This window comes from Pseudonocardia sp. (assembly GCF_050250275.1).
Lineage (GTDB): Bacteria > Actinomycetota > Actinomycetes > Mycobacteriales > Pseudonocardiaceae > Pseudonocardia.
The window spans coordinates 1-11035 of sequence record NZ_JBFWOY010000065.1; the positions used below are offsets into that span (position 1 = coordinate 1).

Consider the following 11035-nt stretch of genomic DNA (forward strand, 5'->3'; position numbering starts at 1 on the left):
CGAGGACGAGCCCGACGCCGCTGAGGCCGAGCGCGTCGAACAGCGCCGGCATCGCCGCGACCAGCGCCACCGCGACGAGCACGAACACCACGGCGCCCAGCGTCAGCAGCAGCGCGGTGCCGCGGAGCTTGAGGAAGCCGCGGGACTCCTCCTCGTCGTAGGCGAGATTCGTCGCCCTGATGAGGTTCATCGTCCCCGCCGACGCGCTCCACAGAGCGGCGAGCACCGAGATCACCAGCCCGACACCCAGTGCCCTCGTGCCGGCGGCGGTCACCGACCGGAGCTGGTCGACGATGATCGGCCGCGCGGCGGCGGGCAGGGCGGCGGCGAGCTGCTCGACCTGCGCGGTGACCTGTGCGGGGTCGGCCACGAGCCCGTAGAGCGTGAGGGCGGCGATGAGGGCCGGGAAGAGGGCGAGGAACGCGAAGTAGGCGACGCCGCCCGCGAGAATCGGGACGTTGTCGGCCTTGGCCTCGGCGAACGCCCGTCGCGTCACCTGCCACCAGCCGGCCGGCGGGATCTGCGCGGGCGTGTGTGCCTGCCGGCCGGGCACGGAGCCGCCGCCACGGATGCCGTTGCCGCCGGGGCGGTTGCCGCGGGAGCCGTCGCCGCGGGCCGGGTCGGCGCGCGTGTCGTCACCGCTGGGTCGTGGAGTCGTCACGGAGGGGCGCATAGCCGGCGCCGGCACGGTCGAACCCTGCTCGCGGGTACGTCCGCGGCGGGCGGGTAGCCGCCGCCCATCACCGAGGCGACCACCATCCGGCAACGACCACTCGCCCTGGTGACCGGAGCGACGTCGGGGATCGGCCGCGAACTGGCCCGCGGGCTCGCCGCGGCTACCACCTCGTCGTCGCCGCCGAGGACGACGGACTCGAGGCCGCCGCCGCGCACGCAGGGGTCCGGCTGGACGCAGTGGGTTTCGACGGCGCCGCAGCGGGGCAATGGCCAAGGGCGACACCGAGCCACTGCGACGTCGGACGGAGACTCGACGCGATGACCACCATGGTCGACGGGACCGCTCTGGGGGGTCCGCCGGGACACCCCGTGCTGCCACCCGCGTACCGGCCCGGTGAGCTCGTCGGGGTCGGCGGGTCCGCGAGCGTCTACCGGGCGACCGACCGCCGCACCGGCGACACGGTTGCCGTGAAGGTCCTGCACTCGACGGCCGACCCGGCCACCGCGGCCCGGTTCGCGGCCGAGGTGCGGATGCTGCGCGAGCTGCGCCACCCCGGCCTCGCGCAGATCGTCGACGCCGGTGTGGACAGCCACCACCCCTACCTCGTCACGCGGTTCGTCGAGGGCCGGACGCTGCAGGTCGCGCTGCACGACGGCGAGATGGGCGTCGACACCGCGGTCGGGCTCGGTGCCCGGCTCGCGTCGACGCTGGCCCACGTGCATGCCCGCGGCATCGTGCACCGCGACGTCAAGCCGGCGAACATCCTGCTCGACGAGGCGGGTCTGCCGTTCCTGACCGACTTCGGGGTGTCGCGGATCGTGGCGGCGACGCAGATGACCGAGACGGGTGTCGTCGTCGGGACGCCGGCCTACATGGCTCCCGAGCAGGTGCGCGGGGTGCGGGTGGGCCCCGCCGCCGACGTGTACGCGCTGGGTCTGGTCCTGCTGGAGATGCTGACCGGGCTGCGGGAGTACCCGGGCGGGCTGGTGGAGTCGGCCGTCGCCCGGCTGCACCGCCGCCCGCGGGTGCCGACGTCGCTGCCCGCCCCGCTGCGGGACCTGCTGACGGCGATGACCGAGGACGAGCCGGAGCGCAGGCCCACCGCCGCCGAGGTCGCGACCCGGCTCGTCGCGGACGATGCCCCGGCGCATGCGCTGCCGCTGCGCCGCGCGGTCGCCGTGCTGGCGATGGCGGTCGCGATCGCCGTCGTGGCGCTCGGTGTGTTCCGGCTGCCGGGGGAGCCCGTGGACGCCACCGCCGGCGCGCCCCCGGTGCCGACCGAGCCGGCCGAGGTGGGCGCTGCGGTCGCGGACCCGGTGCCGGCGGGCGTGGGGGTCCGTGATCGTGCGGTGGGGCCGGTCGCCGATCTCGCCCGCACAGTGCGTGCGGAGCCCGCGCCCGCCGTCACCACCGCGCCGGCGACCGGCGCCGACCGCGGTGGCCGCGACACGGACCGATCCGGTGGCCGGGAGGGCCGGGAGTCGACGACGTCGGCCACGGGCACGGCCGCACGGTCCGCCGACCGCGAGGACGCCCGGACCGGCCGCAGCGACAACGGCGGCGGGAACGGCGGGCAGGGTAACGGCCGCGGGGTCGGCAACGGCCGCGGGATCGGCAACGGCAACGGTGGGGACCAGGACGAGCAGTGACCCGCCGGGCTACGGCCGGCGGCGGGCCACCAGCAGGGCGACGTCGTCGCCGACAGGGGTATCGCCGACGACCGTGGCCATGATCCCGGCGCAGATCGTCTCGACGCTCGGGGCTTCGTCGCCGTGCGTCCCGTCGGGGCGGATGGCGTTGCGCAGAGCGACGGTCAGGTTGTGCAGCCCGATGTCGGGGTCGAGGCCCCGGCGTTCGACGAGCCCGTCGCTGTAGGCGCAGACCAGCGCGCCCGCGGGGAACTCCACCGACGTGACCCGGCGGGTGAGCCCCGGTGCGCTCACGCCCACCGGCAGGTCCGGCGGGACCGCCACCGCGCTGGGTGCCCGGCCGGGAGGGGCGAGCAGCGGGACGGGGTGCCCGGCCGACGACATGTCGAGCCGCTCGTGGTCGGGGGAGAGCACCGCGCACCACACGGTGGCCATGACCCCCGGGTGGTAGGTGCGGGCATAGCGGTCGAGCAGGTCGAGCAGCTGCGCCGGGCCGTCGACCGTCAGCGCGTGGGTGCGCAGCACGGTCCGCAGCTGCGTCATCGTCTGCGCGGCACGCAGGCCGTGCCCAAGGACGTCGCCGACCACCATCAGGACCCCGCCCGAGGGCATCTCCAGGACGTCGTACCAGTCGCCGCCGACGATGCCGAGCTGGTCGCCGGCGACGTAGCGGGCCCCGACGTCGAGGTCGGGCACGGGCGTGGGCTGCTCGGGCAGCATCCAGTTCTGCAGGACCGCCGCCGCGTTGCGTTGGGTGCGGGCCAGCTCGGCCTGCAGCGCCAGCGCGGCCCGGTCGGCGACGAGCTGCAGCATCTCGTGGTCGACGTCGCGGAAGCGGCGGGTGGTGAGGCTGCCGACGTGCAGGACGCCGATGACCTCGCCGTCGATCACCAGCGGGGCGCCGAGCAGCGACCGGATCCCGGCGTCGCGCAGCAGCGGGTTGAGTACGGTGTCGGCGTCGACGTGCTCGACGGCGATGACGCGCCGCTGCGCCGCGACCGTTCCGGCGAACCCTTGCCCGATGGGGACGCGGACGCCCTGCTGGACCTCGCCGGCGATGCCCCGGGCCGCCGACGCGACCAGGGAGCGGCCGGACGGGTCGGTGAGCAGTACCGCAGCGGTGTCGGCCCGCAGCAGCTCGAGAGCACGTTCGATGAGCGCGGTCAGGGCGTCGCCGAGGCCGGGGTGCGCGACCTGCGTCGCGCCCCGCAGCACGTCCGGCGGTGCGCCCGCGGATCTCCGCGGGTGCGCGACCGTCGGCGCGCCGGCGTCGTCGACCATTGGTTCCGGGTCCTTCCGCAGGCAGGAGCTGACGGAGAGGCTGCAAACTCAACCGGTCCGGGTCGTAGGAACCCTAGCCCAGTCTCGGCGCCGGGCGGCGGCGTGACTGCGATCCGCGATGTTTTGACACGGCATGGATCGGGCAGGTCCGTGACGAGCCGGGCAGGTCCGTGACCAGCACAGGCCTTGACCGGGCCCGTGTCGGACCAGGGTTCGGGCCGCCGGTGCCTCCGGGTGCGTCGAGGGGCGTCGGCGGGGCGGGCGGCGCGGTGAGCAGCCGACGCGACGTGCCGCCTTCGCGGGCACCGCGTGACGGTGCTCGCCGCAGGATTCGTCGCGGCGGCTCCGGGTCATCGAGCGCAGACGCGGGGGCGGACCGTGCCCGCGACCACCGTGAGGGTAGGGGACCGACCGATGTCGAGCGACGCGAACGTGGCTGTCGGGCACGTACCGGGGACGGCTGCCGGCGCGGTGCCGGCGTGAGCGCCACCGGCGTCCGAGGCTGGTTCAGCGACGGCCGCGCCGCCGACCGCAGCCGGATCGGCGACCTCACCGCCCGCTTCCTCGGGGCGGCGACGGCGACGTACGCGGCCGCGACGCTGGCCCGCCCGTCCGTACTCGCGCGGCCGTTGCGGATGGGGACCTCACCGGCGACCGACACGCTCGCGCGGGCTGTCGGGGTCCGGGACCTCGCGTCGGGCGTCGCGATGGTGGCGGCGACCGGCCACGCGGGCGTCGTCGCGTCCGCGATGCGGATCGGGTCGGACCTGGGCGACGCCGTCGTGTTCGGGCTCTCCGACCTGCCGGCCGACGCCCGGCGCAAGGCGGTCGGCGTCGCCCTCGGCTGGGCAGCGCTCAACAGCGCGGCACTGGCGCTGCGGCTCGGGGCGCCCCGCCGGGGCTGAGGCCGGGCTCGTTCCGTGAGAGTCCTGCGGTGACGTCGCTGCGCCCCGCATGGGCGGTGACGAGCTGTCGGCGGCGGGGCCGGACGACGCCGCCGGGTGGGCAGCGGCGGTCGCCCCGTCCACCCGTCCGTGGCCGCCCGAGCGCCCGGTCGTGCGTGTGCGGCCCGGTGCGGCGGGTAGGCGAACAGGGACACCGAACACGGACGACGCCGAGACACCAGGAAGGTGGCCGTGATGGCCGACGACCCCGACCACACCGACCGGGCCCGCGACGACGCGGACGTGCCCACGGACCCGCGGGGGCCCAGCGAGACAGAGGAGACCGTCGACCGCCTCGAGGAGAAGGTCCTGGGCGGCCGTGCCCCCGACGGCGTCGAACCGCCGCCGGGGAAGGGAGCGGACGAGCCGCCCGACTGACGCGGCTACTCCTCCGCGGCCCGCTGCGCCGCCGCGTAGGCCAGCTGCGCGAAGTCGCGGTGGCCACGGCGGAGAAGGTCGCGATCAGCAGCAGGGTGGGCCGCGGAGCGCACAACCAGCCCCGATCGTCAGGCCCGTTGCGATCCACATGTCCCGGCAGAACGGGCAGGTGAGCAGCTCACCGAGGGCGTGCCGCGCCGGGCCGTCGGTGCCGGTGTCCTCCATCGGCTCGGCAGGCCCGCCCGGCTGCGCGCATGTCGTGGACGGCGTCCTTGCCGATTGTCCGCGACACTCAGCCTCCGTCGTGACGACGGGACGTTCGTGACGATGGCGCGGACCCAGCCGCTCGCCCAGCGACTCGACGAGCTGCAGTACCTGCTGCACGAGGGGCCGTGCGTGTTGGCGAGCCGCCGGGACGGCGTCGGCATGTTCGCGTCCTCCGACCTCGGGGCGGACCCGCTCGTGAGCCGATGGGGTCCGGCGGCGGTCCTGGAGGGCGTGCACAGCGCCCTGGCCGTGGACCTGTTCGCCCACGCGGACGCACCGCCGCGCACCGGGGCACTCAACTTCTTCGCGTACGACCGCGGGGCGCTCGACGACGCCGACCAGTACGCCGCGGTGGTGCTGGCGGCGCACGCAGCCGTCGTGCTGCACGCCTACGACGACGCCGAGGCCGCGGAATGGGAGAACCGGAACCTCCGGGAGGCCCTGCGCAACCGTGACCTGATCGGCCAGGCCAAGGGGATTCTCATGGAGCGCGAGGGCATCGACGAGGACGCGGCGTTCGACATCCTGAGGTCGGTGTCGCAGCGGATGAACGTCAAGCTCTCCGAGGTCGCCCGGACGGTCACCAGCCGGCACGGAGAGCTCTGACGCCGACGGGCCCGCCGGTCAGGTGATGGGGCTGCCGCCGGTCACGCCGAGCACCTCCGAGGTCATGTACGACGACTCCTGCGAGGCCAGGAACACGTAGAACGGGGCGAGCTCGGCGGGCTGCGCGGCCCGGCCCATCGGGGCCTGCGCGCCGAACGAGTCGAGCTTGTCCGCGCCCATCGTGGCCGGGATGAGCGGTGTCCAGACCGGTCCCGGCGCCACCGAGTTGGCGCGGATCCCGCGCTCGACCAGGTCGTGGCCCAGCCCCTTGGTGAAGTTGACGATCGCGGCTTTCGACGTCGCGTAGTCGAGCAGGTGCGGTGAGGGGGAGAACCCCTGTACCGACGACGTCGTGATGATCGACGAGCCCGGCGGCATGTGGGGCACGGCGGCCCGGGCGAGCCAGAACAGCGCGTAGACGTTGGTGCGCATGACGCGGTCGAACTGCTCCGTCGTGATCCCGAGCAGGCCCTCGTCCTGCGACATCTGGTAGGCGGCGTTGCTGACCAGGACGTCGATGCGGCCGAACTCGTCGACCGCGCGGGCGATCACGTCCGCGCACGGTTGCTCCTCGCGCAGGTCGGCCTCGACCGTGATCGCCTCGCGCCCGGCGTCCCGGACCCAACGGGCCGTCTCGGCCGCGTCGTCGACCTCCGCGGGCAGGTGGGTGAGCAGCACGTCGGCGCCCTCGCGAGCGAACGCGATCGCCACGGCACGGCCGATCCCGGAGTCGCCGCCGGTGAGGACGACCTTGCGGTCGACGAGGCGCTCGGTGCCGCGGTAGCTCTGCTCCCCGTGGTCGGGGACGACGTCCATCTCGTCGGTGCGCCCGGGCCAGGGCACCGGGGTGTCCCCGCTGCCCGGCACGGCGAAGCGTTCGGTGGGGTCGGCGGGGGTGAACTGGTCCTTGCTCACGGGTTCTCCGGTGATCGGGTGCGGGGGAGGCCGGCCGCGGCCGCGGGGCTCCCGGCGAACCCGCGGCCGCGGCCGACACCGTTCGCGTTCCCCGCTGCGCGAGGTTCAACCCCGCACGTGCCGAGGTTCGTGCCGGGGCGGGGAGGACCGACGTCCGGGGTCCGGGCGGACAGGGCGAGGGGGGGCCGGGTCAGGGTCTCTCACCGACCCCGGATGCGATCTCCCCGAGGCGGGCGGGCCCGCCGGCGGCCCTGTCCAGCGCCGGCGTGGGGCCGCCGGTGGGTCGTGTCATCCCGGCGAACAGCGACGACAGCGCCTCGGTGGCTGTCTGTCGCGGCGTCCAGCCGAGCTCGGCGCGGGCCCGGCCGGTGTCCATGACCGGTAACCGGGCCACGGCGTCGAACAGGCCCGGTGTGGCGGGGACGAGATGCAGGTGCCACGCCGCGGCGAGTGCCGCGCGGGCGACCGCCCGCGGCACCGCGACGAGCCGGGCACGCAGCAGGTCGGCCAGCGCGCGCATGTCGACGACCGGGTCGGCGGCGAGGTTGAACGCGCCTCGCGCGGTACCCGTGACGGCCAGCCGTACCGCCTCGCCGACGTCGTCGGAGTGCACGGCCTGGAACCGCAGGCCCGGGATGTCGGGGAGCACCGGGATCCGGCCCGGCCGCAGCAGGCTCTGCGGTACGAAGGGGCCCGCGAAGAGCCGCCGCTGCTCGACCGCGGCCTCCCGGCGGAAGACGAACGCGGGTCGGAGCCGGACCACTCGGGTCTGCGGGTGCGTGGTCTCCCACCCGTCGAGTACCCGTTCCAGGTAGGCCTTCTCCCGGGTGTAGGCGGCGCCGGGCCAGCCGTGGGTGGGCCAGCTCTCGTCGACGGGGTGGTCGGGACCCGTTCCGGTCTCGTCGGGGCGGGCCGAGTACGCGCCGACCGACGAGGAGTACACGACCGTCGGCACCCCGGCCGCGGCTGCGGCACCGAACACCGCGAGCGAGCCCAGCACGTTGACCCGCCACGTCAGGACGGGGTCGTGCGTCGGCTGGAACAACCACGCGAGGTGCACGAGCGCGTCGGCGCCGCGTAGCACCTCGGTGAGGTCGTCGGAGGCGACGTCGGCGCGCACCCACTCGACGTCCTGCACCCCGGCGCCGGGGTCCGGTTCCGACGGCGGCCGGCGGGACACACCCACGACGGAGTCGACGGCGACGTCGCGGGACAACGCCCGCAGTACGCCCGAACCCAGGTTGCCGGTGGCACCGGTCACGACGACACGCATGACGGCCGGATGACCGGCCACACGCCGGTCAAACCTGTTTGCCCGCAACGACCTGGGGTAGGGCGGCGACGATCGCACGTTTTCCCGACCCCCGGAGGAGCCCCATGCGCGCGGTGACCTGGCACGGCAAGCGCGACGTCCGCGTCGACACCGTTCCCGACCCCACGATCGAGGCACCCGACGACGTGATCGTGCAGATCACCTCGACCGGGATCTGCGGATCGGACCTGCACCTCTACGAGGTCCTCGGACCGTTCCTCGACGAGGGCGACATCCTCGGCCACGAACCGATGGGCCGCGTCGTCGAGGTCGGGCCGCAGGTCACGAACCTCGCCGTCGGCGACCGCGTCGTCATCCCGTTCAACGTCTCCTGCGGCACCTGCTGGATGTGCGGCAAGGGGTTGTACTCGCAGTGCGAGACGACGCAGGTCCGCGAGTACGGCAGCGGCGCCTCGCTGTTCGGCTACACCAAGCTCTACGGCCAGGTCCCGGGCGGGCAGGCGGAGTACCTGCGCGTCCCGTTCGGCAACGCGCTGCCGGTCAAGGTGCCCGACGGCCCCGCCGACGACCGGTTCGTCTACCTGTCCGACGTGCTGCCCACCTCGTGGCAGGCGGTGCGGTACGCCGACGTCGCACCCGGCGGTTCGCTCGTGGTCCTCGGGCTGGGGCCGATCGGTGACATGTGCACCCGCGTCGCGCGCCACCTCGGCGCCGAGCAGGTCATCGGCGTCGATCTCGTCCCCGAACGGCTGGAGCGGGCCGCGGCCCGGGGCACCACCGTCGTCGACCTGAACGGTGTCGGCTCGGGGAAGGACGGGCAGGAGCTCGGCGATGTCGTCCGCGACCTCACCGGCGGCCGCGGCGCCGACGCGGTGATCGACGCCGTCGGCATGGAGGCGCACGGCTCGCCCGGGGGCAAGGTCGCCCAGCAGGTCACCGGGATGCTCCCGGACGCGCTCGCCGCCAAGCTCATGACGACCGCCGGCACGGACCGCCTCGGTGCCCTGCACAGCGCGATCGACATCGTGCGCCGCGGCGGGACGATCTCGCTGTCGGGCGTCTACGGCGGGATGGCCGATCCGATGCCGATGCTGACGATGTTCGACAAGCAGATCCAGCTGCGGATGGGGCAGGCCAATGTGCACCGGTGGGTGGGCGACATCCTGCCGTTGCTCCTCGACGGTGATCCGTTGGGTGTCGACGGTTTCGCGACGCACCACCTTCCGCTGGAGTCCGCCCCGGACGCGTACGCGACGTTCCAGGAGAAGGGCGACGGGATGGTGAAGACCCTGCTCACCCCAGGTGCGCACCTCGGGTGACCGCTGGCCGCGGCGGGTGGCCGCCCGCGTCGGCCGCGTGGGCCCCGGGGCGGCAAGGCCGGATCTCGGTGGCTCCAGGTCCCCCGCAGGGAGCAGGACGGCGGAAAGGCGGCCTGTCGACGACGTCGGGCAGTACTTCTGCCCGAACTGCTGGACGGCGCTGCATATCGCTGCGCACGCGAGCACGAACCGATAACGCCCGGGGTGCCTCGGACGAACCAGTCCCCATGCCCTACCTCACCGTCGAGCAGATCGAGTCCGGCCTGAGCGACCTGAGGGCGCGCTACCCGAGCGTGACCCGCCACATCGCGCTGCGGGAGCCCACGTTCGAGCAGCGGACGGTCACGGCACTGCGCATCGGTGCGCACGGCGACGGCGGGATCCGGGCGGGCGTCCTGTTCCTCGCGAACGTGCACGCCAACGAGTGGGGCGGGTCGGACACCGCGCTGAGCTTCGCCGCGGACCTGCTGCGGGCATGGGAGACGGGGACGGGCCTGACCTACGGCGCGACCGTGTTCACCCCCGACGACATCGCGTCGATCATCGAGCTGTGCGACGTGTTCGTCGTCGGCTGCGTCAACCCCGACGGCCGCGCCTACAGCCAGGCGACGCCGGCGGACAAGGACTGGCGCAAGAACCGCAGGCCGCTGTCGGACACGGACCCGCGGATCGGCGCCGACATCAACCGCAACTTCGACTTCCTGTTCGACATCGAGCGGGCGTTCGACCCGTCGGTGACCGACGCACCCACGATGGGCAGCCTCGCCCCGCTCAGCGACCACTACCAGGGGATCGGGCCGAACTCGGAGGCGGAGACCAGGAACATCGTCTCGCTGCTCGACGACCACCCGAACATCGCGTGGATGCTCGACATCCACTGCACCGGCGGTCAGGTCATGCGCAGCTGGGGTGACGCGCCGAACCAGTCGTCGCGGCCCGAGATGACCTTCTTCAACCCGGCTTTCGACGGCGTGCGCGGGACCCCCGACGTGACCCGGTACGGCGAGTACATCGACCCGCAGGACGAGAGCCGGATGAGCGAGGCGGTCGCGGCGGTCGTCGGCGCGGTCAACGGGGTCCGTGGCGGGCAGTACGTGGGTGTCCAGCTCTTCAACCGTCCGACGCCCGGTGCGGGCCGGTACAACCCGATGTCGGGGGACACGATCGACTACGCCTACTCCCGGCACCTCGTGAACCCCGACGCGTCCTGCGTGTACGGGCTGGCCATCGAGTTCGGTGTCGACGACGCGCAGCCGCCCGACGACGAGATGCGGGAGATCATCGCCGACGTCAGCGCCGGGATGGTGGCGCTGTGCCTGCAGGCGCGCCGGCCCGTCGTCCACGCGCAGGTGCAGGAGCCGCCGGTCTTCACCCCGGACTTCCGAATCCTCAGCGGCATCATCGACGGCGGGCCGGGCTGGGTGTGGGTGAACGGGCGCCCGGTGTTCGTGAAGCCCCCGGACCCGCGGCTGTACGAGATGCTGCGGAGGCTGGGGGAGTTCCAGGTGGCGCCGGAGATCCTGGGCCCCGACGCGGTGGGGACGCAGCGGGAGGCGTTGCAGCAGGTCGTCGAGCTCGCCCAGGGCCTCCTCGACGAGCTCTAGTGTCGTGAGTCGTTAATCTTGGTGCAGTATCGGGCGATGCTGGCGAGGATGTCGTCAGCGGTCTTGGTCCAGACGTAGGGGCGGGGATTGTCGTTCCAGGTCGCGATCCAGGCTCGGATGTCG

11 protein-coding genes and 1 pseudogene are annotated in these 11035 nt (G+C 73.9%); 6 read left to right on the forward strand and 6 right to left on the reverse strand.

The features are described from left to right. Window positions 1-661 (reverse strand): YihY/virulence factor BrkB family protein (locus tag AB7F12_RS31325; protein ID WP_428518065.1); only part of this gene is annotated, 661 nt, incomplete at its 3' end. Between the two features lie 332 nt (window positions 662-993). Here AB7F12_RS31325 and AB7F12_RS31330 point away from each other — a divergent pair. Further along, on the forward strand, window positions 994-2325 hold the full coding sequence (locus AB7F12_RS31330) for a serine/threonine-protein kinase (protein WP_428501485.1): 1332 nt from the start codon (window positions 994-996) through the stop codon (window positions 2323-2325). A 9-nt stretch (window positions 2326-2334) separates the two neighbouring features. Here the strand turns inward: AB7F12_RS31330 and AB7F12_RS31335 are convergent, their stop codons facing one another. Beyond that, on the reverse strand, window positions 2335-3606 hold the full coding sequence (locus tag AB7F12_RS31335; RefSeq protein WP_428501486.1) for a PP2C family protein-serine/threonine phosphatase: 1272 nt from the start codon (window positions 3604-3606) through the stop codon (window positions 2335-2337). A 479-nt stretch (window positions 3607-4085) separates the two neighbouring features. On the opposite strand from AB7F12_RS31335, the gene AB7F12_RS31340 reads away from it, so the two are divergent. Both AB7F12_RS31340 and AB7F12_RS31345 read left to right on the forward strand, forming a co-directional pair. Next, window positions 4086-4511, forward strand: coding sequence for a hypothetical protein (locus AB7F12_RS31340; protein ID WP_428501487.1), 426 nt, complete (start codon window positions 4086-4088; stop codon window positions 4509-4511). 234 nt (window positions 4512-4745) lie between these two features. Then, window positions 4746-4928, forward strand: coding sequence for a hypothetical protein (locus tag AB7F12_RS31345; protein ID WP_428501488.1), 183 nt, complete (start codon window positions 4746-4748; stop codon window positions 4926-4928). An 84-nt stretch (window positions 4929-5012) separates the two neighbouring features. Here the strand turns inward: AB7F12_RS31345 and AB7F12_RS31350 are convergent, their stop codons facing one another. Further along, a complete protein-coding gene (locus AB7F12_RS31350; protein WP_428501489.1) occupies window positions 5013-5312 on the reverse strand; it encodes a DUF1360 domain-containing protein in 300 nt (99 codons plus the stop codon). On the opposite strand from AB7F12_RS31350, the gene AB7F12_RS31355 reads away from it, so the two are divergent. Continuing rightward, complete coding sequence (locus tag AB7F12_RS31355) at window positions 5256-5801, forward strand: ANTAR domain-containing protein (RefSeq protein WP_428501490.1); 546 nt, start codon at window positions 5256-5258, stop codon at window positions 5799-5801. The two genes, AB7F12_RS31350 and AB7F12_RS31355, sit on opposite strands and share 57 nt — an antisense overlap. A gap of 18 nt (window positions 5802-5819) precedes the next feature. Here the strand turns inward: AB7F12_RS31355 and AB7F12_RS31360 are convergent, their stop codons facing one another. Both AB7F12_RS31360 and AB7F12_RS31365 read right to left on the reverse strand, forming a co-directional pair. After that, window positions 5820-6716: an SDR family oxidoreductase gene (locus AB7F12_RS31360; protein ID WP_428501491.1), complete on the reverse strand. Its 897-nt coding sequence runs from the start codon at window positions 6714-6716 to the stop codon at window positions 5820-5822. 190 nt (window positions 6717-6906) lie between these two features. Next, window positions 6907-7989 (reverse strand): NAD-dependent epimerase/dehydratase family protein, encoded by a 1083-nt coding sequence (locus AB7F12_RS31365; RefSeq protein ID WP_428501492.1) that lies wholly within the window; start codon window positions 7987-7989, stop codon window positions 6907-6909. A gap of 104 nt (window positions 7990-8093) precedes the next feature. On the opposite strand from AB7F12_RS31365, the gene AB7F12_RS31370 reads away from it, so the two are divergent. Beyond that, on the forward strand, window positions 8094-9308 hold the full coding sequence (locus tag AB7F12_RS31370) for an alcohol dehydrogenase catalytic domain-containing protein (protein ID WP_428501493.1): 1215 nt from the start codon (window positions 8094-8096) through the stop codon (window positions 9306-9308). A gap of 227 nt (window positions 9309-9535) precedes the next feature. After that, window positions 9536-10912, forward strand: a complete 1377-nt coding sequence (locus AB7F12_RS31375) for a M14 family zinc carboxypeptidase (RefSeq protein ID WP_428501494.1) — start codon at window positions 9536-9538, stop codon at window positions 10910-10912. On the opposite strand, the pseudogene AB7F12_RS31380 reads toward AB7F12_RS31375, so the two are convergent. Next, a pseudogene (locus AB7F12_RS31380) lies at window positions 10909-11035 on the reverse strand (IS630 family transposase); the annotation flags it as partial. The gene AB7F12_RS31375 and the pseudogene AB7F12_RS31380 overlap by 4 nt on opposite strands.

Bases quoted from the DNA above. Each gene is read 5' to 3' on its own strand.
- AB7F12_RS31370 (WP_428501493.1), top strand. From the start codon at position 8,094: ATGCGCGCGGTGACCTGGCACGGCAAGCGCGACGTCCGCGTCGACACC.
- AB7F12_RS31345 (WP_428501488.1), top strand. From the start codon at position 4,746: ATGGCCGACGACCCCGACCACACCGACCGGGCCCGCGACGACGCGGAC.
- AB7F12_RS31355 (WP_428501490.1), top strand. From the start codon at position 5,256: ATGGCGCGGACCCAGCCGCTCGCCCAGCGACTCGACGAGCTGCAGTAC.
- AB7F12_RS31335 (WP_428501486.1), bottom strand. From the start codon at position 3,606: ATGGTCGACGACGCCGGCGCGCCGACGGTCGCGCACCCGCGGAGATCC.
- AB7F12_RS31330 (WP_428501485.1), top strand. From the start codon at position 994: ATGACCACCATGGTCGACGGGACCGCTCTGGGGGGTCCGCCGGGACAC.
- AB7F12_RS31365 (WP_428501492.1), bottom strand. From the start codon at position 7,989: ATGCGTGTCGTCGTGACCGGTGCCACCGGCAACCTGGGTTCGGGCGTA.
- AB7F12_RS31375 (WP_428501494.1), top strand. From the start codon at position 9,536: ATGCCCTACCTCACCGTCGAGCAGATCGAGTCCGGCCTGAGCGACCTG.